Annotated in this window: 24 protein-coding genes and 1 pseudogene; 8 read left to right on the top strand and 17 right to left on the bottom strand. The window is 61.9% G+C overall.

Annotated elements, in window-relative coordinates; genetic code table 11:
- Positions 1-16 precede the first annotated feature (16 nt).
- From rsxB to nth, 6 genes and pseudogenes are all read left to right on the top strand, one after another.
- Entirely contained in the window at positions 17-592 is a 576-nt protein-coding gene (gene rsxB, locus MLD24_RS09235; RefSeq protein WP_228752880.1) for an electron transport complex subunit RsxB, read from the top strand.
- A pseudogene (rsxC, locus tag MLD24_RS09230) lies at positions 592-2,409 on the top strand (electron transport complex subunit RsxC); the annotation flags it as partial. The gene rsxB and the pseudogene rsxC, both read left to right, overlap by 1 nt.
- Positions 2,410-2,937: 528 nt before the next feature.
- A complete protein-coding gene (rsxD, locus tag MLD24_RS09225) occupies positions 2,938-3,990 on the top strand; it encodes an electron transport complex subunit RsxD (RefSeq protein ID WP_248166382.1) in 1,053 nt (350 codons plus the stop codon).
- 1 nt (position 3,991) lies between these two features.
- The gene (gene rsxG, locus MLD24_RS09220; protein ID WP_248166380.1) at positions 3,992-4,642 is read left to right on the top strand and encodes an electron transport complex subunit RsxG; all 651 of its coding nucleotides are present in this window, start codon (positions 3,992-3,994) and stop codon (positions 4,640-4,642) included.
- Between the two features lie 2 nt (positions 4,643-4,644).
- Positions 4,645-5,361 carry an electron transport complex subunit E gene (locus tag MLD24_RS09215; RefSeq protein ID WP_248166377.1) on the top strand — a complete coding sequence of 239 codons (717 nt, stop codon included), beginning with the start codon at positions 4,645-4,647 and terminating at the stop codon, positions 5,359-5,361.
- 16 nt (positions 5,362-5,377) lie between these two features.
- Entirely contained in the window at positions 5,378-6,016 is a 639-nt protein-coding gene (gene nth / locus MLD24_RS09210; protein WP_248166375.1) for an endonuclease III, read from the top strand.
- 54 nt (positions 6,017-6,070) lie between these two features.
- Here nth and MLD24_RS09205 read toward each other — a convergent pair whose 3' ends face one another.
- From MLD24_RS09205 to MLD24_RS09125, 17 genes are all read right to left on the bottom strand, one after another.
- A complete protein-coding gene (locus tag MLD24_RS09205; RefSeq protein WP_227171572.1) occupies positions 6,071-6,646 on the bottom strand; it encodes a chalcone isomerase family protein in 576 nt (191 codons plus the stop codon).
- Positions 6,647-6,878: 232 nt separating this feature from the next.
- A complete protein-coding gene (rpoS, locus tag MLD24_RS09200; protein WP_227171573.1) occupies positions 6,879-7,880 on the bottom strand; it encodes an RNA polymerase sigma factor RpoS in 1,002 nt (333 codons plus the stop codon).
- Between the two features lie 178 nt (positions 7,881-8,058).
- Positions 8,059-8,826, bottom strand: a complete 768-nt coding sequence (locus MLD24_RS09195; RefSeq protein WP_282450556.1) for a peptidoglycan DD-metalloendopeptidase family protein — start codon at positions 8,824-8,826, stop codon at positions 8,059-8,061.
- Positions 8,827-9,161: 335 nt separating this feature from the next.
- On the bottom strand, positions 9,162-10,124 hold the full coding sequence (locus MLD24_RS09190; RefSeq protein WP_248166371.1) for a DUF368 domain-containing protein: 963 nt from the start codon (positions 10,122-10,124) through the stop codon (positions 9,162-9,164).
- Entirely contained in the window at positions 10,121-10,777 is a 657-nt protein-coding gene (locus tag MLD24_RS09185) for a protein-L-isoaspartate(D-aspartate) O-methyltransferase (RefSeq protein ID WP_248166369.1), read from the bottom strand. Before MLD24_RS09185 ends, MLD24_RS09190 begins: the two co-directional genes overlap by 4 nt.
- Positions 10,774-11,526 (bottom strand): 5'/3'-nucleotidase SurE, encoded by a 753-nt coding sequence (gene surE, locus MLD24_RS09180; protein WP_248166367.1) that lies wholly within the window; start codon positions 11,524-11,526, stop codon positions 10,774-10,776. Before surE ends, MLD24_RS09185 begins: the two co-directional genes overlap by 4 nt.
- A gap of 145 nt (positions 11,527-11,671) precedes the next feature.
- Entirely contained in the window at positions 11,672-12,718 is a 1,047-nt protein-coding gene (gene truD / locus MLD24_RS09175; protein WP_248166364.1) for a tRNA pseudouridine(13) synthase TruD, read from the bottom strand.
- A complete protein-coding gene (gene ispF / locus MLD24_RS09170; RefSeq protein WP_248166362.1) occupies positions 12,708-13,193 on the bottom strand; it encodes a 2-C-methyl-D-erythritol 2,4-cyclodiphosphate synthase in 486 nt (161 codons plus the stop codon). Before ispF ends, truD begins: the two co-directional genes overlap by 11 nt.
- A gap of 15 nt (positions 13,194-13,208) precedes the next feature.
- Complete coding sequence (ispD, locus tag MLD24_RS09165; RefSeq protein WP_248166435.1) at positions 13,209-13,925, bottom strand: 2-C-methyl-D-erythritol 4-phosphate cytidylyltransferase; 717 nt, start codon at positions 13,923-13,925, stop codon at positions 13,209-13,211.
- 40 nt (positions 13,926-13,965) lie between these two features.
- Positions 13,966-14,238, bottom strand: a complete 273-nt coding sequence (locus MLD24_RS09160) for a septum formation initiator family protein (protein ID WP_227171580.1) — start codon at positions 14,236-14,238, stop codon at positions 13,966-13,968.
- Positions 14,239-14,374: 136 nt separating this feature from the next.
- On the bottom strand, positions 14,375-15,670 hold the full coding sequence (gene eno, locus MLD24_RS09155; protein ID WP_248166360.1) for a phosphopyruvate hydratase: 1,296 nt from the start codon (positions 15,668-15,670) through the stop codon (positions 14,375-14,377).
- A 138-nt stretch (positions 15,671-15,808) separates the two neighbouring features.
- Positions 15,809-16,654 (bottom strand): 3-deoxy-8-phosphooctulonate synthase, encoded by an 846-nt coding sequence (kdsA, locus tag MLD24_RS09150; protein WP_248166358.1) that lies wholly within the window; start codon positions 16,652-16,654, stop codon positions 15,809-15,811.
- A 92-nt stretch (positions 16,655-16,746) separates the two neighbouring features.
- On the bottom strand, positions 16,747-18,372 hold the full coding sequence (pyrG, locus tag MLD24_RS09145; protein WP_248166357.1) for a CTP synthase: 1,626 nt from the start codon (positions 18,370-18,372) through the stop codon (positions 16,747-16,749).
- 90 nt (positions 18,373-18,462) lie between these two features.
- The gene (gene tilS / locus MLD24_RS09140) at positions 18,463-19,806 is read right to left on the bottom strand and encodes a tRNA lysidine(34) synthetase TilS (RefSeq protein ID WP_248166355.1); all 1,344 of its coding nucleotides are present in this window, start codon (positions 19,804-19,806) and stop codon (positions 18,463-18,465) included.
- Complete coding sequence (accA, locus tag MLD24_RS09135) at positions 19,790-20,743, bottom strand: acetyl-CoA carboxylase carboxyl transferase subunit alpha (RefSeq protein ID WP_227171585.1); 954 nt, start codon at positions 20,741-20,743, stop codon at positions 19,790-19,792. The genes tilS and accA overlap by 17 nt, the downstream gene beginning before the upstream one ends.
- A gap of 150 nt (positions 20,744-20,893) precedes the next feature.
- Positions 20,894-24,373 carry a DNA polymerase III subunit alpha gene (gene dnaE, locus MLD24_RS09130; protein WP_248166353.1) on the bottom strand — a complete coding sequence of 1,160 codons (3,480 nt, stop codon included), beginning with the start codon at positions 24,371-24,373 and terminating at the stop codon, positions 20,894-20,896.
- Positions 24,374-24,422: 49 nt separating this feature from the next.
- Positions 24,423-24,920: a TlpA family protein disulfide reductase gene (locus MLD24_RS09125; RefSeq protein ID WP_248166351.1), complete on the bottom strand. Its 498-nt coding sequence runs from the start codon at positions 24,918-24,920 to the stop codon at positions 24,423-24,425.
- Positions 24,921-25,001: 81 nt separating this feature from the next.
- Between MLD24_RS09125 and arsC the strand changes: the two genes are divergently transcribed.
- Positions 25,002-25,355 carry an arsenate reductase (glutaredoxin) gene (gene arsC, locus MLD24_RS09120; protein WP_227171587.1) on the top strand — a complete coding sequence of 118 codons (354 nt, stop codon included), beginning with the start codon at positions 25,002-25,004 and terminating at the stop codon, positions 25,353-25,355.
- A gap of 33 nt (positions 25,356-25,388) precedes the next feature.
- On the top strand, positions 25,389-26,024 hold the full coding sequence (gene wrbA / locus MLD24_RS09115) for an NAD(P)H:quinone oxidoreductase (protein ID WP_248166349.1): 636 nt from the start codon (positions 25,389-25,391) through the stop codon (positions 26,022-26,024).
- The last annotated feature ends 3 nt before the right edge of the window (positions 26,025-26,027 follow it).

Raw genomic sequence — 26,027 nt, 5'->3', positions numbered from 1 at the left:
GGGGTTTATTGCCATGATGACCAGCGTATTGATCGCCGTTGCCGTTCTCCTGCTACTGGCCCTGGCCTTTGGCGGGCTGCTGGGCTTTGCCGCCGAACGCTTCCGGGTGGAAGGCAACCCACTGGTGGAACAGATTGACGCAATTCTGCCCCAGACCCAGTGCGGCCAGTGCGGCTTTCCCGGCTGCCGGCCCTACGCCGAATCCATTGCCAATGGCGACGCCATCAACAAATGCCCACCGGGTGGCGAAACCACCATCAAGGCCCTGGCAGATTTGCTGGATGTTGAACCCCAGCCACTGGACGCCGAACACGGCGTCGAGCAGGCCAAACGGGTCGCGGTGATCCGTGAGGATGAGTGCATCGGCTGCACCAAGTGCATCCAGGCCTGCCCGGTAGACGCCATCCTCGGGGCCGCCAAACACATGCACACGGTCATCGCCAGCGAGTGCACCGGCTGCGATCTGTGTGTCGATCCCTGCCCGGTGGACTGTATTGACATGGTCACGGTCGAAGCGGATATCCGCACCTGGACCTGGAACCCGCCTGCCAGCAACCTTATAGCGACGGATCGCCAGGGAGTCGTTGCCTGATGACCAAACTCTGGGATTTCCCCGGCGGCATACATCCGGTGGAAAACAAAGACCTCTCCACCACCCGCCAGATCGAGCCTGCCGGCGTGCCGGATCGTCTGATCCTGCCGCTGCAGCAACACATCGGCGCGCCCGCCGTGCCCGTCGTGGAGGTGGGCGAGCAGGTCCTCAAAGGGCAGCCCCTGGCCACGGTCGAAGGTCCGGTCGGGGTGCCGGTCCACGCCCCCACCTCCGGCACCATCGAGGCGATTGGCTCGCATCCGGTGCCTCACCCCTCAGGTATGGACGATGTCTGCATCTTCCTGCGCCCGGACGGCGACGACCGCTGGTGTGATCGTCAGCCGGTGGCGGATTTCCACCAGCTTGAGCGCGCCGATGTCCTGGATCGTATTCGCCAGGCCGGCATTGCGGGCATGGGCGGGGCCGGCTTCCCCACCAATATCAAGCTGCAGCCTCCCACCGACCGTAAAGTGGAGACACTGATCCTTAACGGTGCCGAGTGCGAGCCCTACATCACCGCAGACGATATGGCGATGCGGGAGCGAGCGGACCAGGTGGCGGCCGGGCTGCGAATTATGGCCTGGATACTTCGCCCCCAGCGCTGCGTGATCGCCATTGAAGACAACAAGCCGGCGGCCATCGCTGCCATCCGGGCCGCCTGTCAGGGCACCCAGGTGGAAGTCTGCGTGATACCCACCAAGTACCCGTCTGGTGGTGAGAAGCAACTGGTACAGATTCTCACTGGCCTGGAAGTGCCCCACGGCGGCATTCCGGCCGACATCGGGGTGATGTGCCAGAATATCGGCACTGCGATTGCCGTCCATCGCGCCATCGATCTGGGCGAGCCGCTGATCTCGAGAATCACCACCGTGACCGGCGAGGCCATCGCCAACCCGGGCAACTTCGACACGCTGCTGGGCACCCCCATTGACCACCTGCTGGCCCAGGCCGGTGTGCAGCCCGAGCGCCTCAGCCGGCTGGTGCTGGGCGGCCCGATGATGGGCTACACCCTGCAGACCACCGCGGTTCCGGTGATCAAGACCACCAACTGCATTATTGCCGCCACCGCCACGGAACTGCCGGAGCCGCCACCGGAGCAGCCCTGCATTCGCTGCGGCATGTGCGCCGAAGTGTGCCCGATGGACCTGCTGCCACAACAACTGTTCTGGTACGCCAAGGCCAACGAGTTCGACAAGGCCGAACACCAGAACCTGTTCGACTGCATCGAATGCGGTGCCTGCACCTACGTCTGCCCGAGTGCCATCCCGCTGGTCCAGTACTACCGATTCGCCAAGGGCGAAATCCGTACCCAGCAGGCGGAACAGGCCAAGGCCGATCGCGCCCGCGAGCGTTTTGAAGCGCGCCAGGCAAGACTGGAACGGGAACAGGCGGAAAAAGAAGCCAAACGCAAAGAACGGGCGCGCGCCGCCGCTGAAGCCCAGGCCCGCAAGCAAGCGGAAGCGGAGCAGGCCCAGAAGGCAGAAGCCGACGCCAGCGAGGCTCCGGCAGCCGATGAACGGGCAGCCAAGGCAGCGATGGTGCAACAGGCCCTGGCCCGCAAGAAAGCCAACAGTCAGGGCAACGCCGAAGCAGCGCCCACGCCGGCACCGGTGGATCGGGAGGCGCTGGAGAAGCAGCGTGACCAGGCCCGCGACAAGCTTGCCAAGATGCAGGACATGCTGACAGAAGCCCGCAGCAACAATGACGGCACTGTCGACAAGCTGGAGCGGGCGGTCGCCAAGAATGAGGAACGCCTCAAACGCGCCGAAGAGGCCCTGGCCCAGGCGAGCAAACCGTCGCCCTCCGAAGCCACTGTGGAGGCGCAGCCAGCGCCCGTACAAGCCCCAGCGAGTGCCGAAGAAATCGACAGCCTGAAGACCCAGCTTGAGAAAGCCCGCGGCAAGCTGAGCAACATGCAGACGCTGTTGGACGAGGCCCGGGCGGACAATGCCGACACCGTGGAGAAACTGGAGCGGGCGGTGGCGAAAAACCAAGACCGGGTGAAACGGGCGGAGGAAGCCCTTGCCCAGGCGCAGACCAGCGAACCGGAACCGGTGGCTGAGGAAGTACCGCAAGCGCCCTCCCCGGAGCCATCACCGCCCGACCTGAATGTCCTCACAGAGCAGCTCGACAAGGCCCAGGCCAAACTGGAGACCATGCAGGGGCTGCTGGACGAGGCCCGCAGCAACAATGGCGACAATGTCGACAAACTGCTGCGCGCGGTGGCCAAGAACGAGGATCGGGTTCAGCGGGCGCGACAGGCCCTGAGCGAGGCCAAAGCCCAGCTGGCCACCCAGGACGCCGACTGAGCACCCCAACAGCAATTACCATCAGGCACCGAGCACATGGCACTAAGGCAACAATCCTCTCCCCACACACGCGGCGCCCGGCCCACGTCCCGGGTCATGCTGTGGGTGATTCTGGCGACGATTCCCGGGCTGCTGGCGCAGACCGTGTTCTTCGGCTGGGGCAACCTGATCAACGTCATCTGGTGTGTAATGCTGGCCGTTGCCGCCGAGGCGGTGATGCTCAAGCTGCGGCAACGGCCGGTGGCGTTCTTCCTGAAAGACAACACCGCAGCGGTCACCGGCCTGCTACTGGGTCTGTCCCTGCCACCACTCGCCCCCTGGTGGGTGTCGATGGTGGCAGTGTTGGCGGCCATCATTCTGGCGAAGCAGCTCTATGGCGGTCTCGGCGCCAACCCGTTCAATCCCGCCATGGTGGGTTACGCCCTGGTGCTGGTGTCGTTTCCGGTGGCGATGACCACCAACTGGGCCCAGCCCGGCCTGCTCTGGCAGGACGCCCCGTCCCTGGCCGATACCCTGGCCACGATAACCTCCGGACAGCAGACGGCGGTCGACGCCTTCACCATGGCCACACCACTGGATGAGTACAAACACCAGATTGCGACCCATACCGCCGCCGAAGTGCTGCAGCACCCCACCTTTGGTGACGGTATTGCCCGCGGCTGGGAATGGGTCAATGGTGCCTTCCTGGCCGGCGGTCTGCTACTGCTGGCGCTGCGAATCATCACCTGGCACATACCACTCAGTCTGCTCGGTGGCCTGGCCCTGATGAGCCTGGCCTTCGGCAGCAATGAGGACCTCTACGCGCCACTAACCCTCCACTTGCTGGCCGGCGCCACTATGCTGGGGGCGTTCTTTATCGCCACCGACCCGGTGTCCGCCGCCACCAGCCACCAGGGCAAACTGATCTACGGGGCAGGCATCGGCATTCTGGTGTACATCATCCGCACCTGGGGCAACTACCCGGATGCCATCGCCTTCAGCGTACTGTTGATGAACTTTGCCGTTCCCTTCATCGATCACTACACCCCTCCGCGCACCTATGGCCATCACAAGCCACGGCGTGGACTGGCCGGCAAGGAGGCAGGTTAAGATGTCGGCATTAACCCAATCCATCCGGCGCAGCGCTATCGGCCTGGGCCTGTTTGCGGTGATCACCGGCGGTACCATCGCCGTCACCCAGGCCCTGACCAAGGATCGTATTGAAGAACAGGCAGCCCGGGCGGAAGCGCGCGCCCTGTTCGAGATCATTCCCGAGCAGCAGCATGACAACAACCTGCTGGAAGACACCGTCACCCTGCCTGCTGACGATCGTTTCGGTGTCCTGCAGCCAGTGCAGGCCTGGGTAGCCCGCGATGCCGGCGAAGCCGTAGGCCTGATTCTGCCCGCGGTGGCGCCGAACGGCTATTCCGGAAATATCCGCCTGTTGGTGGGCGTTGCCAGCAATGGCGAGATTCTTGGGGTACGGGTCACCAGTCACAAGGAAACCCCGGGACTGGGAGACAAGGTAGAGCGCAAGAAATCCGATTGGGTACTGTCGTTCAATGGCCGCTCGCTCACCAATCCCGCCCCCTCGGATTGGGCAGTGGTAAAGGATGGCGGCGTGTTTGACCAGTTCACCGGCGCCACCATCACCCCACGGGCCGTCACCGGTTCGGTCTATCGCAGCCTGCGCTACCTTGCTGCCCATCAGGACCAGCTACCACCGAACTTCGACCTGCCCTCGCCACAGGAGTCCCGCTGACCATGGCCACCAAGAGCAACGCCGAGATCATTCGCGACGGCCTCTGGAGCAACAACCCGGCACTGGTTCAGGTGCTGGGACTGTGTCCACTGCTGGCGGTGACCAGCACCGTGGTCAACGCCATTGGCCTGGGACTGGCTACCCTGCTGGTGCTGATGGGCTCCAACCTGGCGGTGTCGCTGATTCGCAACTTCGTCTCCGATTCGGTACGTCTGCCCGCTTTTGTGATGATCATCGCGTCATTCGTTACCTGCGCCGAACTGCTGATGCAGGCTTTCACCTACGAGCTGTACCAGATTCTGGGCATCTTCATCCCGCTGATCGTCACCAACTGCGCCATTCTGGGCCGGGCCGATGCTTTTGCCAGCAAGAACCCTCCCCTGCCGGCCCTGCTGGATGGGGCCATGATGGGACTTGGGTTCCTCGCGGTGCTGGTGATTCTTGGTGGCTTCCGGGAGCTGGTGGGACAGGGCACCCTGTTCACCGACATGGACCTGTTGCTCGGGCCAATCGCCGCGGACTGGGGTTTCCGCCCCCTGGCCAACTACCCGGACGTGCTGTTCATGATCCTGCCTCCGGGGGCGTTCATCGGGTTGGGCTTGCTGATCGCCATCAAGAACGGCATCGACAACCGCCTCAAAGCTCGTCAGGCGCAGGTCCCCAAGGAGCCGGCAACCACGGGCAGCAAACGGGTCCGGGTCACCGGACAGGTATCCTGAGCACTGAACTTTTGTTATGAACAAGCAAAAACGTACTGAAATCTTTACCCGGTTGCGGGATGCCAACCCCAATCCCACCACCGAGCTGAACTACAGCAGCCCGTTTGAGCTGCTGATCGCCGTCATCCTGTCGGCGCAGGCCACCGATGTCGGGGTCAACAAGGCCACGGCCAAGCTTTACCCGGTGGCCAATACCCCGGAGGCAATTCTGGCCCTGGGGGTGGATGGGCTCAAGGAATACATCAAGACCATCGGGCTGTTCAACAGCAAGGCCGAGAACGTCATCAAGACCTGCCGCATGCTTTTGGAGAAGCATCAGGGTGAAGTGCCGGACAACCGCGAGGCGCTGGAAGCGCTGCCCGGTGTTGGCCGCAAGACCGCCAACGTAGTGCTGAATACCGCCTTCGGTCAGCCTGCCATGGCGGTTGATACTCATATATTCCGAGTCTCAAACCGTACCGGTATAGCGCCGGGCAAGAACGTGCTGGAAGTGGAGAAACGCCTGGTCCAGCTGGTGCCCAAGGAATTCCTGCTGGATGCTCACCACTGGCTGATCCTCCATGGTCGCTACACCTGTACCGCCCGCAAACCGAAGTGCGGTATCTGCATGATCGAGGATCTGTGTGAGTTCAAGGACAAGCGGGATTACCTGTAGCTGGTAATCGTGCGCAGGCTGACCACGGCCGTGGTCAGCCCGGGGGGCTATAGCTTAACGCTGGCCCAGCATTTTCTGTTTGAGGTCTTCCTGGGCCGGCTCGTCCGACAGCCAGATTCCGAACAGCGCCTTCTTGAACTCCAGACCGCCGACTGTGGCGCGGGCATCGCCGTTCTTCAACACCCGAACCCCTTCCCCTGGCAGGTAGACCAGATCGAAGACATCGCCTTCCTTGATCTCCTCGGAGAAGACATCCAGAAACGCGTTGACGTCGCTCTGGATCGGCGCAAGGTTGCCACCGGTGGCGCTTTCAAAGCCTTCCAGGGTCGCGGATGTCATCTTCTCGCTGGTGATCAGCCCGGAGATGATATGCAGGGTGATCGCCTGGGGCTCATCGGCATTGATCACCGCAGCTGCGTCGCTGGCCTTCTGCGGGGTGTATAGACCACCGACGTACAGATCCATAAACCACTTGGAACGGGTGCCAGCGCCGTTGAGGGTCAGTTCAGACTGCTGGGCGGTATAGGTGTCTGGTACATCGACGCCTTCCACGGTCAACGCCATGGCAGGTGTCGACAGGGCTGCGGACAGCACCCAACCGGAAATCAGTGTTGATAGGGCCTTGTTCATCGTCCTTTCCTTTATGTTGTTATGGTTGCGTATTGGTTCGTAGCTCATCATTACGACTCAACATGACGCTCGCCGATTGTAACAAGGCGCTTCAGACACGAGACGTAACCTGGTTCTCATTTGCGCGCCATAAAAAAACCGACCACAGAGGGTCGGTTTCCGGGTTGCGGCGAACGCAACCAACGACGGGCAAGCCTGGGATGATTCCCCCAGGCTTGCTACCCGAAAGCGTTTACATGAACAGCATGTTACCGGAAAGGCCTTCTTTTTCAAGGATTTCCCGAAGCCGGCGCAACGCTTCGACCTGGATCTGGCGAACCCGTTCACGGGTCAGGCCAATTTCCTGGCCAACTTCTTCCAACGTGCTGGTAGGATAACCACGCAGCCCGAAACGCCGTGACAACACTTCCTGCTGCTTGTCGCTGAGCTGGTCCAGCCAGTTCTCGATGCAGCTGCACATGTTGTTGTCCTGCAAAAGATCCGCCGGATCGGACGCGCCCTCATCGGCAACGGTATCCAGCAGAGACTTCTCACCGCTGCTGCCGATCGGGGTGTCCACCGAGGCGACCCGTTCGTTCAGGCCCAGCATGCGTTTGACGTCCGCCACCGGCTTGTCCACCACCTTGGCGATCTCTTCCGCCGACGGTTCGTGGTCCAGTTTCTGGGTCAGCTCACGAGCCGCCCGCAGATACAGGTTGAGCTCCTTGACCACATGAATCGGCAGCCGGATGGTCCGGGTCTGATTCATGATGGCGCGTTCAATGGTTTGACGAATCCACCAGGTGGCGTAGGTAGAGAAGCGGAACCCGCGCTCGGGATCAAACTTCTCAACTGCCCGGATCAGCCCCAGGTTGCCTTCCTCGATCAGATCCAGCAGGGTCAGACCGCGATTGACGTACCGACGGGCAATTTTCACCACCAGCCTCAGGTTGCTTTCGATCATCCGCTTGCGACCGGCTTCCTCACCTTTTCGGGCCAGTCGTGCGAAATAGACCTCTTCCTCCGGCGTCAGCAGTGGAGAAAAGCCTATCTCATTGAGATAGAGCTGGGTGGCATCCAGTTGTTTCTGGCTGCCGAAATAGCGTCCCTGGGGGGGTATGTCTTCCTTGGTGGGGGAGCCGTCCTGCTCCTGAGCCGATCTCTTGTCTTCAAGGGAAACGGCCTCGACTTCATCGTCGGCTTCGTCAACAGTGGTTTCACGTTCGATGATGAGTTCTTCATGTTCTACTGACATATGCTAATCCCGCCTTTGAATGACCCGGTTTATCCGTCTGCCTGTTTTGTAGTTGTCGCAGACGCCTGCTGTTTCGTTCGTTGTTGTTTGTTCAGGGCATTGTTGCCGCCGTCTCGCATTTCAGGCCTGCGATCGACGTGACGTATTGTTATATGCGGTTTTGCTGTGGCGCCGGATGTCAGCGAGGAGGCAGGTAGCGTGAGGGATCGACTGGGTTGCCGTTCTTACGAATTTCAAAGTGCAACTTGGGTCTATCCGCTCCGCTGTTTCCCAGCTCTGCGATGACTTGCCCGGCTTGGACGTCCTCCCCTTCTTGCACGAGTATGCTCCGGTTATGGGCATACGCACTCAGGTAGTGCTCGTTATGGTTCACAATGATCAGGTTGCCGTAACCGAGCAACCCACTTCCGGCATAGACAACATTACCAGCGGCTGCCGCCCTGATCTGGTCACCGGTATTGCCTGCAATATCGAGACCTTTGTTGATCTTGCCAGTTGTTGAAAATCCTGCAATTACGGTGCCAGCGTGGGGCCAGCGCCACTCGATGCTGGAAACGGTCTGGGTGCGGTTGGTATCCACCCGGCCAGACTGACGACTCGCCTGTTGACCACTGCGTGAACTGGATGCGGATGCCCTCGAGGACGCCCGGCTTGTGGTGGATGCAGAGCTGCTGCGGGAGGCCGACGGGGTCCGACTGGCCCCAGTCTGGCGGGATGAGGTTACAGTTCCACGACGGTCGAGATGCAGAACCTGCCCCGCCTGGATGTGGTACGGCGGATCAATGCCGTTGGCGTTACCCAGTTCGCGGTAATCGCGGCCATAGCGCCAGGCGATGCTGTAAAGGGTCTCGCCACGCTTGACCACATGCTGCCCCCAGTACACCGGGGGGTTGTAGGAATCGTCGCTGTAGATTGACTGGGAATTACAACCGGCCAGCCACAGCATCACCGCCACCAGCAGCAGGCTGCGGTGGCGGCGGGCACGGAGGGCGACGTTGCGCCCTTGCCCCTGCACGCCCTGACGGGCGCTATTGGAAGGGGTAGTAGGAGTCACGGTGCGAGTCGGCCGATAGTTGAGCTTTGTTAGAATAAAAACGTCTTAGCCATTCGAAATCAATATAAAAAACCGGAGGCGATCTAAACTGTTATCACTAACTCGCTAATATATTGCACATTTTCTGTGCAGTTCCAAGTTACCGCCTCTTGGTATTTGTTACTGGCGGAAACAGATTAAAGTTCGGATAGGTAACACTTTGCAAAAACAATTAAACGAACACAGTGTCATGTTTTTGCTGCCACTTTTGGCAATCGACGCTGCCCCAGCCACTCCACCAACAGCACGGCCGCAAAGCCCGCAACGGCTAACCCCAGGGCCAGCGCCCACTGTGACGGCTCACCGGTGAGCTCGCTAAACCGGCCCGGCGACACACTAACCTGACTCAACGGAACCTGCTCGCCGGCACTGTTGGTGCGCCAGCTCAGGGTCTCTTTCCAGGGCCAGACCTTGTTCAACGCACCAATCATGAAGCCAGTCAGTAGTGCCATTACGGCATCGTGATAGCGGTGAATCGCCCAGGTCAACAGTCGGGCGATCGACAGCAGGCCCACCAGACAGCCAGCGGCAAACAGCCCCAGGGTGGCAAACTGGGCACCCTTGATGGCTGCCAGTACCGGCGCATACATCCCCAGAATCACCAAGATGAAGCTGCCGGAAATACCCGGCAGTATCATCGCGCAGATGGCCAGCGCCCCGGCGCCGAAAAACACCAGCCCGGACGGCGACACCTGTCCGACCGGCAGGGTGGTTACCCACCAGGCAAACACCACACCCAACGCCAGGGGCGCCAGCAATGGCCAGTCAGGCCGCTGCAGTTGCCTCAACACGTGCCACACCGACGCCAGAATCAGGCCAAAGAAGAAACTCCACAACAGGATCGGATAAGCCTGCAGCAGGTAGCTGATCATGGAAGCCATGGTCACGATGCTGACCAGAATACCCGCCAGCAATAGTGTCAGAAACGTGCCGTCGCATCGCACCCAGAAGGCTTTGACGCGTCCTTTGAGCAGCTCTCCCAACACCGCCGCGGGTACAGCGTTCACTGCCGCCAGCAGGCGAAAGTAGATACCGGTAATGAACGCGATGGTGCCACCGGAGACGCCGGGGACGATGTCGGCTGCGCCCATCGCCAGTCCCCGCAGCGCGATGCCCAGAGCGCTATGGCTGCGATCGTCCGCCTGACTCATCGAACCACCCCGCCCAGCAGGGGTACAAAGCGCACCGGTTCCAGTTCGGTCTGCACGAATTCGTCGCCCTGGCGTACGGTCTGCACCAGCATCTGGGTGGTCTCGCCGACCGGCGCGATCAACACACCACCATCGGCCAGCTGGGAAAGTAACTCGGAAGGCAGCACCTTGGGTGCGGCGGTGACAATAATGCCATCGAAGGGCCCCTTCTCGGGCCAGCCAATACCGCCATCCGCATGGCGCAGCACCACATTCCTCACCCCGAGAGTACGCAAGCGATCACGGGCCCTGTCCTGCAACGGTTTGATACGCTCAACGCTGAAGACTTCATCCACCAGCCTGGCGAGGATGGCGGTCTGGTAACCCGAGCCGGTTCCCAGCTCCAACACCCGGGAGGGACTATGGGCCATCAGCGCGGAGGTCATTCGGGCAACAATGTAGGGTTGTGACAGGGTTTGGCCATGGCCAATCGGCAGCGCGGTGTCCTCATAAGCACGGTGAGCCAGCGCCTCATCCAGGAAGATGTGGCGTGGTGCGTCCGCCATCACATCCAGCACCTGCTCGTTGTCGATGCCATGCTCCCTCAAGCGCTGGATCAGTCGCATCCGCGTGCGCCGGGAAGTCATGCCTATACCCTGAAGTTCACTGCTCATTGATTCGCGCCCTCCAGCCACTGTGACAGCGAGCCCAGCGCTTCGTGCCGTGTCATGTCCACCTGGACCGGCGTCACCGATACGAAACCGGCGCGAATGGCGGCAAAGTCGGTACCCGGACCATCATCGCCCCCATCCCCGGCGGCGCCAATCCAGTAGCGCGCCCGCCCGCGCGGGCAAGTGACTGGTACGGCCCCTTCGGCACGCCCGCGGTGGCCAAGCCGGGTCACCTGGAATCCGGCCAGCTCCTGCCAGGGACGGTCTGGCACGTTGACGTTGAGGATGCAGCGCGGCCCCAGGGACAGCGGACGCCGCCACTCCAGCAGGAAGCGGGCAACCCGGGCGGCGGTATCGAAATGGCCCCGCCCCTCGCTGGCCAGCGACATGGCAATCGCCGGTAAGCCCAGGTGGCGGCCTTCGGTGGCAGCGGCAACGGTGCCGGAGTATATGACGTCATCACCGAGATTGGCGTGGGTATTGATACCGGAGATCACCCGGTCGAAAGGCGCGTCAAACAGGCCGTTAACCGCCAAATGAACGCAATCGGTAGGGGTTCCATCCACCGACTGGAAACCGTTGGGGTGACGTTCCACCGTCAATGGACGGTTCAGGGTCAGGGCGTTACTGGCCCCACTGTGATCCCGGTCGGGAGCCACCACTTCCAGCTCCGCCAGACCACTCAGCTCGTCATGCAGGGCCACCAGCCCCGGAGAATGGACACCATCATCATTGGACAACAGAATACGCACAATCATCTCCACGGGCCCCGACCCTCCCGGCGATCCCTGCGCCGTGGCAATCATGTCCGTGGGGTGTAGCCCTTTCGTTATTTTACCAAGTCCCTGCCAGAGCCGACGCTGCAACCCTGACAGTCAGCCCACTAATATGCCCGCTTTAGCCGCTGGCTGCGAGTCCACTGGCATCCTGAAGCTCGAAAACGTTGCCAATCAGTGCCGTGGCGTATTGTCCTGCCTGCAGATGAAACGTGAGTGTCAGCTCGGACTCTGACGGCCACTGCCACTCCAGTTGCCCGGGTAACAGCGCCAGCGGACGCCGCTCGGGCGACATGCGGGAAGCGGCAAACACCGCCTCCAGCTCCGGCATCGCCGCGACGACCTGCCGCTCCAGGGTTTCCTGAACCTCAGTGGCGCGGGTACCGCCATCCCCCCACAGAGGGCCCGTGGGCCGCTCCGGGTCAGGCTCGCCCGGCAAACGCTGATGCCAATTGCCCTGTCGAACCCGCTCTGCCAGCACCGCGTTGAACAGCCAGGAACGGGCAGCAGAGAGGTAGAGGCCGGCCTTCTGGCGATTGCCATGACCACGGCGACGCTGGGGTCGATGGCCTTTTTTGGCGTCGGCAATGGCCCGATCAAGGTTACCACCGTTGTGGCCAAAGCGCTGGCGGCCAAAGTAGTTGGGGCAGCCTTCCCGGGCCACCAGGTTCAGAGCCGATTCGATGGCAGCCCGGTCGCCTTCCACCGCCACCAGGGTAATGCGGAAGCGATTGCCGCGATGGTCTCCCCGCCGCAGTTTGCGGTTGAAACGGCGACAGGCCAGCACCGGCCAGCGTTCGGCCACCGTCGCCACGAAGTCAACATCCTCGGCTTCCCGGCCAGGTCGCTGGATGCTGAACCACTGCCGGGTCACCGCATGGCGATCCTTGAGGCCACAGACGCCCACTTCATGGGCCCGGCAACCGGCGAGATCGGCCAGCTGGCGGGCCACATAATCAGTGTTGTCGCCACACTTCTCGAGCCGCAGACACAGGTGCTCACCTTCCCCCTGGCGCTGATCGGCACCGCATTCCTCGGGAAACCCGGGCAGCCCCAGATCCTCGTCGACAAAGAAGGTTTCCGGAGATACCTTGAGCACCGCCCGGCCAACCCGGCCTTCACCGGATACGGGCCAGTCCAGACACCAGGGTGATGGATCAGCGGTCATGGTCAGCAGCCTCCAGCAGACAGACCGCCTGGCAGGCTATGCCCTCACGACGGCCGGTGAACCCGAGTTTTTCGGTGGTCGTCGCCTTGACGCTGACGCACTCCACCGCCACGTTCAGGTCTTCCGCAATGTTCCGCCGCATGGCGTTTACGTGGGGAGCCATCTTCGGTGCCTGGGCAATCACCGTGGTGTCGACATTGACCACCCGGTAGCCCCGCTGGTGCACCTCCGCCATCACCCGCCGCAACAGGTCGCGGCTGTCCGCCCCCGCCCACTGGTCACTGGTATCCGGAAAGAAGTGACCAATATCCCCCAGAGCCAGGGCACCGAGCAGGGCGTCGGCCAGTGCGTGCAACAGCACATCACCGTCGGAATGGGCCTTGAGTCCCTGACTGTGGGGAATACTCACGCCGCCCAGTATCACCCGGTCGCCATCACAAAACGCGTGGACATCGAAGCCTTGGCCTATCCGCATGAGGTTCTCCTGCTCTTACTGCTGATCGCGGGCGGTGGATTGCCCGAGAATGAATTCTGCCAGGGCCAAGTCCGCCGGCACGGTAATCTTGAGGTTGTCTGGACGCCCCTCGACCACCCGGGGTATCAGGCCTGCCAGTTCAATGGCGGATGCCTCATCGGTGATCGGCTGTCCAGCCTGCAACCCCTGAGTCAACGCCGCGCAGAGCGTCCGGTAGCGGAACATCTGCGGTGTCAGCGCCCGCCACAGGAGGCTGCGGTCTTCGGTGGCCGTGACCTGGTCACGGCCTTTGGGCACACGTTTGATGGTATCGCTCACAGGCGCTGCCAGCAGGCCACCCACCTCATCCGCTGCCAGCCGCTCCAACAGTCGGGTGAGGTCTTCCGCCATCAGGCAGGGCCGGGCAACATCGTGTACCAGCACCCAGTCGTCGTCTGCCGCCCGGGCGTCCAGTGCCTGCAAGGCAGCCAGCACTGAGTCCGCCCGCTCCTGGCCCCCGGCACAGGTCTGAATTCGGGGGTCTTTGCTGGCATCGGCCTCAGACCAGTAACCATCTTCGGGGTTCAATGCCACCACGCAGCCGGCAAACGGTGCAAAGTCCAGCACCCGGGACAGAGTAATGTCCAACACGTAGCGATTGTGGATACGGAGATACTGCTTGGGACAATCGGCGGCCATGCGCCGACCCACCCCAGCGGCCGGGATTACCAGCCAGAGACGGGGACTGTTCATCATTGCTGTCAGACTCAGGGGTTGCCGGCCTATGGCAGGTTCAGGGCTCAACCACCAGGAAGAAGGTCTCGTCCTGGCGAATCAGCCCCAGATTCATCCGCGCGCGCTCTTCGATCGCCCCCTGCTGATGACGCAGGTTACGAACTTCAGCGTAAAGCCGCTGGTTACGGGCGGCGAGGGTGGCATTCTCTGCCTGTTGCGCCGCAATGGATTCCTGCAGGCTCCAGACCTGGGCAAAACTGCCCTCCCCCACCCACAACCGCAGTTGCAGCAGGAGAATGATGATAATCATCACCGACCATAAAACCTTCATTTGAGCGCTCGACTTGCCCTATGGGGACGGGTTACCAGAAACATAAAAGCTGCCGAATCCGTAGGTTACACCCTAAAGATAATCGGCAGCCTTAAGAGTTTAGCCGAACCTAACCGGTTAGGCCACGTTTACGGTCTCAGCCCTGGCCTTTGATCTCGGTCAGACCACGATACGGCGCCCGTTCAGCCAGTTCGCCCTCAATCCGCAGCAGCTGGTTGTACTTGGCAACCCGGTCTGAACGGCACAGCGAACCCGTCTTGATCTGGCCGGCACATGTGGCCACCGCCAGATCAGCGATGGTGGTGTCCTCGGTTTCACCGGAACGGTGGGAAATAACCGCAGTGTAGCCAGCGTCCTGGGCCATCTTGATGGCGTCCAGGGTTTCGCTCAGGCTGCCGATCTGGTTGAACTTGATCAGGATCGAGTTGGCGATGTCCTTGTCGATGCCCTGCTTGAGGATTTTGGTATTGGTGACAAACAGGTCGTCACCCACCAGTTGCACCTTGTCACCCAGTTTCTCGGTCAGCACTTTCCAGCCGTCCCAGTCGCTCTCGTCCATGCCATCTTCGATCGAGACGATGGGGAAACGCTCGCACAGACCGGCCAGGTAATCGGCAAAGCCGGCGGAATCGAAGGACTTGCCTTCACCGGAGAGTTGGTACTGGCCATCCTTGAAGAACTCGGAGGACGCGCAGTCGAGGGCCAGGGTCACATCCTTGCCCAACTCGTACCCGGCGTTCTCCACCGCTTCCTGGATAGCTGCCAGAGCCGCTTCGTTGGATGGCAGGTTCGGAGCAAAACCGCCCTCATCGCCCACCGCGGTGTTCAGACCCTGAGCCTTCAGTACCTTTTTCAGGCTGTGGAAGATCTCGGCGCCGATACGCAGAGCTTCAGCAAAGCTCTTGGCCGCCACCGGCTGAACCATGAACTCCTGGATATCCACGTTGTTGTCGGCGTGCTCGCCACCGTTGAGGATATTCATCATCGGGACCGGCATGCTGAACTGGCCAGAGGTGCCGTTGATGTCAGCGATGTGCTCATACAGCGGCTTGCCCAGGGAAGCAGCCGCCGCCTTCGCAGCCGCCAGGGACACCGCGAGGATGGCGTTGGCGCCGAGCTTGGCCTTGTTTTCGGTGCCATCGAGCTCCAGCATGATGTTGTCCAGACCGCGCTGATCGGCCGCATCTTTGCCCAGCAGTGCGTCACGGATCGCTCCGTTCACCGCAGCCACCGCCTTGGTGACACCCTTGCCCAGGTAGCGACTGGCGTCCTGATCGCGCAGCTCCAGCGCCTCGCGGGAACCGGTGGAGGCACCGGACGGCGCACAGGCCCGGCCGACGGTACCGTCTTCCAGGATCACATCGGCTTCTACAGTGGGGTTACCACGAGAATCCAGCACTTCACGGGCTTTGATGTTGGCAATTGTGGTCATGCGTTTTTTTCTCCAACGTTCTGTAATCAGATCAACGTTATGGGTTCAGTACGAATGCGGATATCGGGACGCCCAGTTCGGGACGCCCGGTTCGGGGCGCCCGGTTCGGGGCGCCCGGCTCGAGGCGCCTGATGCAAATCAGGCAGTGTCGATCGCCTCAAATGACTTCACCAGCTCATCCATCGCCTTGGCCTGGCGCAGGAACGGCTCCAACTGGCTCAGCCGCAACGCGCAGGGGCCGTCACACTTGGCCTGATCCGGGTCCGGATGAGCCTCCAGAAACAGTCCGGCCAGTCCCTGGGACATGCCGGCACGGGCCAGATCGCAGACCTGGGCACGACGCCCACCCGCGGAGTCGGCACGGCCACCCGGCATCTGCAGGGCGTGGGTGACATCAAAAAACACCGGTACCTGCAGCGACTTCATGATGCCGAAACCGAGCATGTCCACCACCAGGTTGTTGTAACCAAAGCTGGTGCCACGCTCGCACAGAATAATGCGATCGTTACCGGCTTCCTCGCATTTGCGGATGATGTGCTGCATCTCCTGCGGGGCCAGAAACTGGGCTTTCTTGATGTTGATGGCGGCACCGGTTTTGGCCATGGCCACCACCAGGTCGGTCTGCCGGCTGAGGAAGGCTGGCAGCTGGATCACGTCGCAGACTTCCGCGACGGGCTGGGCCTGGTGCGGCTCGTGCACGTCGGTAATCACCGGAACGTTGAAGCGTTCCTTGATGTCGGCCAGCAACTGCACCCCCTGCTCCAGGCCGGGGCCACGGAATGAACTGACTGACGAGCGATTGGCCTTGTCGAACGAGGCCTTGAACACATAGGGAATGCCAAGCTTGCGGGTGACTTCAACGTAGGCTTCTGCTACCTCGAAAGCCATGTCCCGGGATTCCAGCACGTTCATACCGCCGAAAAGAACGAACGGCTGATCGTTGGCAATGGGGATGTCGGCAACGGTAACTTGGGACTGGGCCATGACGGTCGTGTTCCTGTCCGGTGCCGGCACGGGGCCGGCAAATCAAAACGCCGGTGCGGAAGACCGCACCGGCGTCGGTGTCAAAAAAGGTGTTACCCCTGGTGTCGAGCCAGGGCGGCTTCCACAAAGCCCTGGAACAGCGGATGGCCATCCCGTGGGGTCGACGTGAACTCCGGATGGAACTGACAGGCCACAAACCAGGGATGGTCGGCCACTTCCACCACTTCCACCAACGCGCCGTCGGTGGAACGCCCGGAAATGCGAAGCCCGGCCTCCTCAAGCTGCGAGACGAAGTGATTGTTGACTTCGTAACGGTGGCGATGACGTTCGCGAATCACCTTCTTGCCGTAGCAATCGGCAATGGTGGAGCCTTCGGTCAGCGCGCAGTCCTGGGCGCCCAGGCGCATGGTGCCACCCAGGTCGGAGTCGCTGGTGCGCTCTTCGCGCTCGCCGCTTGCATCCAGCCACTCGGTGATCAGGCCCACCACTGGCGACGGCGTGTGTTCACGGAACTCGGTGCTGTGGGCATCCGCCAGACCGGCAACGTGGCGGGCATATTCGATCACCGCCACCTGCATGCCCAGACAGATCCCGAGATACGGTACCTTGTTCTCGCGGGCGTACTGTACGGTGCGGATCTTGCCTTCCACACCGCGCTCACCGAAGCCACCGGGCACCAGGATGGCGTCGGCGGATTCCAGCGCCGCCGTGCCTTCACGCTCAATGTCTTCAGAGTCAATGTAATTGATATTGACCTTGGTGCGGGTCTTGATGCCAGCATGGAGCAGGGATTCGATCAGCGACTTGTAGGCGTCGAGCAGCTCCATGTACTTGCCGACCATGGCGATGGTGACTTCGTTGTCCGGGTTAAGCTGGGAATCCACCACGGCGTCCCACTCACCCAGATCCACATCGCCGGCTTCCAGGTTGAAGCGGTCGATGATCAACTGGTCCAGGCCATGCTCGTGCAGCATCCGCGGGATGGCATAGATGGTTTTGGCATCCTGCAACGGAATCACCGCGCGCTCTTCAACGTTGGTAAACAGCGCAATTTTGCGGCGGGAGCTGACATCCACCTCGTGCTCAGACCGGCACAGCAGGATGTCCGGCTGCAGACCGATGGAGCGCATTTCCTTCACCGAGTGCTGGGTCGGCTTGGTTTTCACTTCACCAGCCGTGGCGATGTACGGTACCAGGGTCAGGTGCATGAACAGCGCACGCTGCGGGCCCACTTCCACCTTGAGCTGGCGGGTGGCTTCCAGGAACGGCAGCGATTCGATGTCGCCCACAGTACCGCCGATCTCCACCAGCGCCACATCGGCACCAGCAGCGCCTTCAATGACCCGGCGCTTGATCTCGTCGGTGATGTGAGGAATCACCTGCACCGTGCCCCCGAGGTAGTCACCCCGGCGCTCTTTGCGGATGACTTCTTCATACACCCGGCCGGTGGTGAAGTTGTTGCGGCGCGTCATGGGCGTGCGGATGAACCGCTCATAATGGCCCAGATCAAGATCCGTCTCGGCGCCGTCCTCAGTCACGAACACTTCGCCGTGCTGGAAGGGGCTCATCGTGCCCGGGTCGACGTTAATATAGGGGTCCAGCTTGAGGATGGTGACCTTCAGGCCGCGTGCCTCCAGGATCGCTGCCAGAGAGGCGGAAGCGATACCTTTCCCCAAGGAGGACACGACACCGCCGGTGACGAAAATATAACGCGTCATGCAGATTCCGTGTGATTTATCTGATTCGGTGAAGGAGGGAGATTGTCATCTCAAGATGGGACGCCAGACTACCAGAACCGCCCCACCTTCTCAATCACAATACCGCTCCACAACAATCCGCCAGCCGCGCTCTGGCGCCGCTCCGGCGTACTTCGGCGAGATCCAGAAATCGCCGACGGCGACCACCTCGCCAAGCTCCGTCAGAACCGGTAACCGCGCCCGTTCCCAAGGCGGAACGGCCTGTTCCTGCAACCAGGTTTTCAGGGCCCGGGAGGGCCCGTCGGAGTCAGGTCTGAGACGCTCTCCCCCCTGTCGGGTCGACAGTCGGATTTTCGGTATTTGCGTACTCGGCACCACCACCGGCTCCAGAGTCAGGCGCCAGTCGCCCCATCGGGTTGGCCGCCCCGGCTCCAGCCAGCAGGGCTCGGGCAACCGTTGCTCCGCCGTAACCAGGTAGAGGGTGCCGCGGTAGCGCCGAAGCACAAAGCCCTGCCCGACCAGTTCGGGTTGACGATCCTCGCCCGCGTCGGTGAGCTCGGCCAGGGACGCGCGCCAGTCCTGACGTTCCGGCACTGGCAGCCCCCGCTGACCTATCCACCAGCGTAGCAGGTTTTTCTGCTCTGGCCCGGTAAGTCGGGCCAGCTCAGCCACCCGCAGGCCGCCGTCACAGGAGGCCACCTGTTGATGGTGCAGGCGCGCCAGCGACGCCGCCAGCTGAGCCCCCTCGTCACAGGCCTCAGCACTGCGCTGCAGTCGTTTAAGCACCGTCGGCCAACGCTGTTTCAGCAGCGGCAGGACACGGTGGCGGAGGAAGTTGCGATCAAACCCGGTGTCCTGATTGCTGGGGTCTTCCACCCAGCGATAACCCGCGCTGTCCGCCCAACCCTGCAATTGCTGTCGTGAGAACTCCAGGAACGGCCGTACCAGCCGGCCACCGCCCAACGGTCGCTGTCGGGGCATGCCCGCCAATCCCGCCGGACCGGAGCCCCGCAGCAATCGGAACAGCACCGTTTCAGCCTGGTCATCCTGGTGGTGCGCCATCAACAGGGTGCCGCCCTGGGCGAGTGCTGCTTCAAATACCTGATAGCGGGCCTCCCGGGCCGCGGCTTCCAGCCCACCATGACCACCGGCAGTACCCTGCGGCACCGTGACTCGCGTCACCTGACAGGCCACCCCCAGGGAGGCGCACAGCTCGCGACAGAACGCTTCGCAGTCGTCAGCGTTAGTCTGGAGCTGATGATTGATGTGGAGGGCGGCAAGGCCACCGGGGCGTTCAGCCAGGCAATGGACCGCGGCATGCAACAGCACCACCGAGTCCATGCCACCACTTAGGGCAATCAGGAGGGGGCCGTCATCCGGCAGCGCCCGCAGGGGCGCGAGCAGGGAATCAGGCCAGGATGACGCAGCGGGACGGCGTTTACCGTCCGTTGTCATACCGGGTCAGACGCTCATAGCGACGGGACAGCAGCTCGTCTTCCGGCAGCCGCTGAAGTTCTTCCAGCTCATCGATCAGTGCCGCCTTGAGGGATGCCGACATGGCCTCGGGGTCACGGTGGGCCCCACCCAAGGGTTCATCGATCAGGCGATCCGCCACGCCCAGCTCTTTCAGCCGGTCGGCGGTTACGCCCATAGCCTCAGCCGCCTGGGCGGCGTACTCGGCGCTCTTCCACAGGATCGACGCACACCCTTCCGGAGAAATCACCCCGTAGGTCGAATACTGCAGCATCAGCAGGCGATCGCAGACACCAATGGCCAGGGCGCCACCGGAACCACCTTCGCCAATCACGGTGGAGATCACCGGCGTCTTCAGACGGGACATCACCGCCAGGTTGTGGGCGATGGCCTCGCTCTGGCCACGCTCCTCAGCGCCGATACCGGGGTAGGCTCCCTGGGTATCGATAAAGGTCAGCACCGGCAGTTTGAAACGCTCGGCCATTTCCATCAGCCGGACGGCCTTGCGGTAACCTTCCGGACGCGGCATGCCGAAGTTGCGGCGAACCTTGTCACGCACTTCCCGGCCCTTCTGGTGGCCGATGATCATCACCGGTTTACCGTCCAGGCGGGCGGTGCCGCCGACAATGGCCTGATCATCGGCGTAGGCGCGATCACCGTGGAACTCATCGAAGTCGTCAAACATGGTCTCGATGTAGTCCAGGGTATAGGGCCGGCGTGGGTGCCGGGCCAGACGGGCGATATCCCACGACTTGAGGTCGGAAAAGATCGACTCAGTCAGGCTCACGCTTTTGCTGCGCAGGCGGTTGATTTCATCGCTGATGTTGATGTCGGTATCGTTGCCCACCATGCGAAGCTCTTCGATCTTGGCTTCCAGGTCGGCGATCGGCTGTTCAAAGTCCAGGTAATTGGGATTCATGATGTTCCGTCAATCAGGTTGCTGGGCGAGGCTCGCCCTCACCAGTCGAATTTCTGCCAACAATTTCGGCAAACAATAACAGCGCTAAACGGGTCGCTGAAGCGGACCTTGGTATAAGGTGCGACCAATGGCTACAGCGTCCGCCCGCCCTCAATCATAGACCAGTTCCACCCCCCGGTCGCCCACCAGGTGCTTGAGTTCCCAGAGCAATTCATCATTGGGCTCAACCCGCCAGCTGTCGCCCAGTTCTATCCGGGTGGCCGCATCCTGGCTCTGGTAATCCACCCACACCGGGCTGCCGTCACAGCGGCACGGTCGCAGCAGGCCGTCCAGCCTGTCGAGCAGACCATTTTGCAGCTGGTCGGCATGCAACGACAGTTTCAGCCCGCGACTGAACCGCTGACGCGCCGTGGCCACGTCCATCACGGTACTGACCCGCATTTTCATCTGGCCGGAGTAATCGTCGTGACTGACCTGTCCTTCCACCACGATCACCTGATCCGACCCCAGCAGCTCACGGTTCTCGATAAAGGCCTCAGAGAACAGGGTGGCTTCGATGCGGGCACTGCGGTCGTCCAGGGTGATGAAGCACATGGTGGACCCGGTCTTGGTCTTCATGGTGCGCTGGGCCACCACCAGTCCGGCGACCCGCTGTGGTGACTTGTTGGGTTTGAGGTCGGCAATGGCGCAGCGGACAAACCGACGCACTTCTTTCTCATACTCATCAAACGGATGACCGGTGAGGTACAACCCGAGGGTGTCCTTCTCGCCCTTCAGGCGCTCCTTCTCCGGCCACTCCCGTACACCGGTGACGTCCTCGTAGGGGTTGCCGCCGTCACCGCCGGCCAGCATGTCGCCAAACATATCCACCATGCCCGCCGATTCGTTGCGGGACTGCTGGTTGGCCTGCTGCAGGGCCTTGTCGATACTGGCCATCAACTGGGCACGGCTGGCTCCCAGCTTGTCCATGGCGCCGGAGCGGATCAGCGCCTCCAGGGCCCGCTTGTTGATCTTCTTGAGATCGACCCGGGCGCAGAAATCAAACAGGTCCTGATAGGGACCATCGGTGCGGCCTTCCACCACGCTCTGGATCGGGCCTTCCCCGAGCCCCTTGATGGCCCCGAGGCCGTAGACAATCTGGCCGTTGTCGTTAACCGTGAAGGTGTACTCGGAGCGACTGACGTCCGGCACCAGCAGGTCGAGCTTCATGTTGCGGCACTCTTCCACCAGCGTCACCACCTTGTCGGTGTTCTGCATATCGGCAGTGAGTACCGCGGCCATGAATTCGGCGGGATAATGCGCCTTCAGCCACAGGGTCTGGTAGGACACCAGGGCGTATGCCGCGGAGTGGGATTTGTTGAAGCCGTAGCCGGCGAACTTTTCCACCAGGTCGAAGATATTCTCCGCCAGGGTCTTGTCGATGCCGTTGTTCTCACAGCCATCCAGGAAGATGGCCTTCTGTTTGGCCATCTCCTCCGGCTTTTTCTTACCCATCGCCCGCCGCAGCATGTCGGCGCCCCCCAGGGTATAGCCAGCCATCACCTGAGCGATCTGCATGACCTGTTCCTGGTAGAGGATGACCCCATAGGTCGGCTCCAGCACCGGTTGCAGGCCCTGATACTGGTAATCCGGGTGCGGATAGGACATCGGCTGGCGGCCGTGCTTACGGTCGATGAAGTCGTCCACCATGCCAGACTGCAGCGGCCCCGGACGGAACAGCGCCACCAGGGCGATCATGTCTTCCAGGGAGTCCGGTTGCAGGCGGCGGATCAGGTCCTTCATGCCCCGGGATTCCAGCTGGAATACCGCGGTGGTCTCAGCTCGCTTGAGCATCTCGAACGACGGCTTGTCATCCAGCGGAATGGCACTGATGTCCAGCTCATCTTCCCCACGCGTGGAACGGCGCGGGTTGATCATGTTCAACGCCCACTTGATGATGGTCAGGGTCCGCAGACCGAGGAAGTCGAACTTCACCAGACCAGCGTCTTCCACGTCCCCCTTGTCGAACTGGGTGACCAGGCTGCCACCCTCATCGTCACAGTACAGGGCGGAAAAATCGGTGATCTTGGTCGGCGCGATAACCACCCCACCGGCGTGCTTACCGGCGTTCCGGCAGACCCCCTCGAGCTTGAGGGCCATCTCCCAGATTTCCCGGGCTTCTTCGTCCTGCTCCAGAAACTCCTTGAGCTGTGGCTCTTCCACGATCGCGCGCTCAAGCGTCATCCCCGGTTCAAAGGGGATCAGCTTGGACAGCTTGTCCGCCAGTCCGTATGACTTGCCCTGAACCCGGGCGACGTCGCGCACCACCGCCTTCGCGGCCATGGTTCCGAAGGTGATGATCTGGGACACCGCTTCGCGACCGTACTTCTCGGCGGTGTAGTCAATGACCCGGTCCCGCCCTTCCATACAGAAGTCGACGTCAAAGTCCGGCATGGAGACCCGTTCCGGGTTGAGGAATCGCTCGAACAGCAGGTCGTATTCCAGCGGGTCCAGATCAGTGATCAGCAGCGCATAGGCCACCAGGGAGCCGGCACCGGAGCCTCGCCCCGGGCCAACGGGCACGCCGTTGTTCTTGGCCCACTTGATGAAGTCCATAACGATCAGAAAGTAGCCCGGGAACCCCATCTGGATGATGATGTCCAGCTCGAAGTTGAGCCGCTTGTAGTAGGCCGCACGCTTGTCGTCGTAGTCCGGATCATCCTTGCTGAGAATGGTCTCCAGGCGCCCTTCCAGCCCCTCTTCCGACACCTGGCGGAAGTAGTCATCCATGGTCATGCCGTCAGGGATCGGGTAGTTGGGCAGGAAGTACTCCCCCATCCGCACTTTCACCGAACAGCGGCGGGCAATCTCCACCGTGTTCTCGACCGCTTCGGGGATGTCAGAGAATAACTCGATCATCTCCTCCGCACTGCGCAGGTACTGCTGGTCGCTGAATCGGCGATCCCGGCGCGGATCATCCAGGGTTCGGCTCTCACCGATACAGACCCGGGCCTCGTGGGCCTCGAAATCCTCCGGCGCCAGGAAGTGAACGTCATTGGTGGCCACCACCGGGCAGCCCAGCTCTGTAGCCAGGGCCACACTGTGATGCAGACAGTCTTCATCCCCCGGTCGCCCGGTCCGCTGCAGCTCCAGGTAAAACGCCTCCGGATAGAGCGACATCCAGTACCGTGCCCGCTCCCGGGCCAGGTCAGTCTTGCCCGCCAACAGGGCCTTGCCAACGTCGCCCATCTTGGCGCCGGACAGGGCGATCAGCCCGGCCGCTTTTTCCTCCAGCCAGGCACGCTGGATGATGGGCTTGCCGTAACGCTGACCTTCGGTGTAACCACGGGAAATGATCTCGGTGAGATGGAGGTACCCGGTCTGATTGCGGGCCAGCAGGGTCAGACGGAACGGAACTTCCGGATCATCCGGGTTCTCCACCCAGAGATCGGCGCCGATGATGGGCTTCACCCCGGCACCCACAGCGGCCTTATAGAAACGCACCAGGGAACACAGGTTTGATTGCTCGGTCAGGCCCACAGCGGGCATGCCCATATCCGCGACGCGGCCGATCAGCGGTTTGACCCGGACCAGGCCGTCCACCATGGAGTACTCGGAGTGGACACGGAGGTGTACAAAGGTATCAGGCAAGGTTGATTCCATCTAAATTGCAAAAAGATTGGCGCACAGCGTCTGTGCGCTACAGCCCCATGGCGTCCAGCAACTGGCGCTCGGTCTGGGGCCCAAAACGGGCCTCGTGAAGCTCGCCGTCAGGCGACACGATAAAGGTGGCCGGCAACGCCACGGGCAACTGCCAGCCGAACTCAGGTCCGGGATCTGTGGTCAGCATGGCGTAGCGGATTCCCATGGTGTCACCCAGCGCGACCAGGTCGTCACCACCAACACCATCAAAGTTCACGCCCAGAACCGTGACAGCCGGCTGCTCATCAAGGGCGTTGAGTTCCGGTATTTCCTCCAGACAGGGTTTGCACCACTCTGCCCAGTAGTTCACCACCACCCACTGGCCTCGCATCGACTGCCATTCCAGCACCTCGCCCTCAGCGGTGGGCAGCTCTACCCGGTTACACCCTGCCAGCGCCGCCATGACCAGCAGTAACGGCGCCGTCCGGCGCGAGTGCCGGGCCAGACGCCGGAATAATAGGATTGCAGAGGGCAAAAAAGCTGCGGGGTATTGCACGACCGGGCCTCCTGTTAGACTAGCTGCCCCGATTAAGCAGGCCCGACAAGGCCCGAACCGGCTCAGGAAAGACACAGAACGATGACAGAACCGACCCGAATTTTCCACAATCCGCGCTGTTCAAAATCCCGCCAGACCCTGGCTCTGCTGGAAGAACGAGGCATCCAGCCGGAGATTATACGCTACCTGGAAACCCCTCCGACAGAGGCGGAACTGGAGCAGATTCTCGACCTGCTGGGTCTGGAGCCACGCCAGCTGATGCGTACCAAGGAAACCCTGTACAAGGAACTGGCACTCGACAATCCGGAACTTGATCGCCCGGCCCTGGTCAAGGCCATGGTTGAGCACCCCAAACTGATCGAACGTCCGATCGTGCTCCACAATGGCAAGGCCGCCCTCGGCCGCCCGCCCGAGCAGGTGCTGGACCTGTTCTGAGCCGGCCCGACGGCAATCACCCGGAGCTTTTTCATGTCCCAAGAGCAACCTTACGTCCTGGTGCTTTACTACAGCCGGTCTGGACAGACCGCTGAGATGGCTCGCCAGGTCGCCCGCGGCGTGGCACGGCGGAGCGGAATCGAAGCCCGCCTGCGCACCGTACCACCGGTGTCGCCGGACACCGAAGCCTCGCTGCCGCCGGTACCCGACGACGGTGCCCCCTACGCCAGCAAGGACGATCTGCGCCACTGCGCCGGCCTGGCGATCGGCAGCCCCACCCGGTTTGGCAATATGGCCGCACCACTGAAGCACTTTCTCGACGGTACTGGCGACCTCTGGCTCAATGGCACCCTCGCCGGTAAGCCGGCCGGCGCCTTTACCTCCACCGGCAGTCTTCATGGTGGCCAGGAAACTACCCTGCTGACGATGATGATTCCACTACTGCACCACGGCATGGTGCTGTGCGGCGTCCCTTACTCCGAATCCGCGCTGAGTGACACCCGCAGCGGCGGCACCCCCTATGGCCCGTCGCACTGGGCCGGCACTGGGGAGCAGCAACCGTTGTCCGAGCACGAGAAGACCATCTGCCAGGCCCTGGGAGAACGCCTGGCCGGGCTGGCGCTGACCCTCGCCGCCGGCGCCTCCGACAGCCACCAAACACTGACATGAGTG

The sequence above is a fragment of the Marinobacter xestospongiae genome (genome assembly GCF_023156385.1).
Taxonomy (GTDB): domain Bacteria; phylum Pseudomonadota; class Gammaproteobacteria; order Pseudomonadales; family Oleiphilaceae; genus Marinobacter; species Marinobacter xestospongiae.
This window is presented reverse-complemented; position numbering and strand designations above follow the sequence as displayed.

Coding starts and splice junctions, on each gene's coding strand:
- rsxB (WP_228752880.1), top strand. CDS start 17: ATGACCAGCGTATTGATCGCCGTTGCCGTTCTCCTGCTACTGGCCCTG.
- rsxD (WP_248166382.1), top strand. CDS start 2,938: ATGGCACTAAGGCAACAATCCTCTCCCCACACACGCGGCGCCCGGCCC.
- rsxG (WP_248166380.1), top strand. CDS start 3,992: ATGTCGGCATTAACCCAATCCATCCGGCGCAGCGCTATCGGCCTGGGC.
- MLD24_RS09215 (WP_248166377.1), top strand. CDS start 4,645: ATGGCCACCAAGAGCAACGCCGAGATCATTCGCGACGGCCTCTGGAGC.
- nth (WP_248166375.1), top strand. CDS start 5,378: ATGAACAAGCAAAAACGTACTGAAATCTTTACCCGGTTGCGGGATGCC.
- MLD24_RS09205 (WP_227171572.1), bottom strand. CDS start 6,646: ATGAACAAGGCCCTATCAACACTGATTTCCGGTTGGGTGCTGTCCGCA.
- rpoS (WP_227171573.1), bottom strand. CDS start 7,880: ATGTCAGTAGAACATGAAGAACTCATCATCGAACGTGAAACCACTGTT.
- MLD24_RS09195 (WP_282450556.1), bottom strand. CDS start 8,826: ATGCTGTGGCTGGCCGGTTGTAATTCCCAGTCAATCTACAGCGACGAT.
- MLD24_RS09190 (WP_248166371.1), bottom strand. CDS start 10,124: ATGAGTCAGGCGGACGATCGCAGCCATAGCGCTCTGGGCATCGCGCTG.
- MLD24_RS09185 (WP_248166369.1), bottom strand. CDS start 10,777: ATGAGCAGTGAACTTCAGGGTATAGGCATGACTTCCCGGCGCACGCGG.
- truD (WP_248166364.1), bottom strand. CDS start 12,718: ATGACCGCTGATCCATCACCCTGGTGTCTGGACTGGCCCGTATCCGGT.
- ispF (WP_248166362.1), bottom strand. CDS start 13,193: ATGCGGATAGGCCAAGGCTTCGATGTCCACGCGTTTTGTGATGGCGAC.
- ispD (WP_248166435.1), bottom strand. CDS start 13,925: ATGAACAGTCCCCGTCTCTGGCTGGTAATCCCGGCCGCTGGGGTGGGT.
- MLD24_RS09160 (WP_227171580.1), bottom strand. CDS start 14,238: ATGAAGGTTTTATGGTCGGTGATGATTATCATCATTCTCCTGCTGCAA.
- eno (WP_248166360.1), bottom strand. CDS start 15,670: ATGACCACAATTGCCAACATCAAAGCCCGTGAAGTGCTGGATTCTCGT.
- kdsA (WP_248166358.1), bottom strand. CDS start 16,654: ATGGCCCAGTCCCAAGTTACCGTTGCCGACATCCCCATTGCCAACGAT.
- pyrG (WP_248166357.1), bottom strand. CDS start 18,372: ATGACGCGTTATATTTTCGTCACCGGCGGTGTCGTGTCCTCCTTGGGG.
- tilS (WP_248166355.1), bottom strand. CDS start 19,806: ATGACAACGGACGGTAAACGCCGTCCCGCTGCGTCATCCTGGCCTGAT.
- accA (WP_227171585.1), bottom strand. CDS start 20,743: ATGAATCCCAATTACCTGGACTTTGAACAGCCGATCGCCGACCTGGAA.
- arsC (WP_227171587.1), top strand. CDS start 25,002: ATGACAGAACCGACCCGAATTTTCCACAATCCGCGCTGTTCAAAATCC.
- wrbA (WP_248166349.1), top strand. CDS start 25,389: ATGTCCCAAGAGCAACCTTACGTCCTGGTGCTTTACTACAGCCGGTCT.